The sequence below is a fragment of the Microbispora sp. CL1-1 genome (genome assembly GCF_012034195.1).
GTDB lineage: Bacteria > Actinomycetota > Actinomycetes > Streptosporangiales > Streptosporangiaceae > Microbispora.
In genome coordinates this window covers 1-263 of sequence record NZ_JAATEK010000251.1, presented here as the reverse complement: position 1 = coordinate 263, position 263 = coordinate 1, and the positions used below count along the sequence as shown (strand labels likewise).

The 263-nt window shown below is 70.3% G+C and carries 1 protein-coding gene; it reads right to left on the bottom strand.

What is annotated here, in order from left to right:
* Window positions 1–263 (bottom strand): beta-ketoacyl synthase N-terminal-like domain-containing protein (locus tag HCK04_RS40795; protein WP_142652816.1); only part of this gene is annotated, 263 nt, incomplete at both ends.

Below are 263 nucleotides of genomic sequence, written 5' to 3'. Positions count from 1 at the left end.
CCGTGCGGCTGCCTTTGAGGGTGGTGGGGTCGATGCCGGCGCGTTCGAAGGTTTCCCAGGCGACTTCGAGGAGGAGGCGTTGCTGGGGGTCGCTGGCGAGGGCTTCGCGGCGGGAGATGCCGAAGAAGTCGGCGTCGAATCCGGCGATGTCGTCGAGGAAGCCGCCGTGGCGGGTGTAGGAGGTGCCGGGGTGGTCGGGGTCTGGGTCGTACAGGGCGTCGAGGTCCCAGCCGCGGTCGGTGGGGAACTCGGTGACGGCGTCG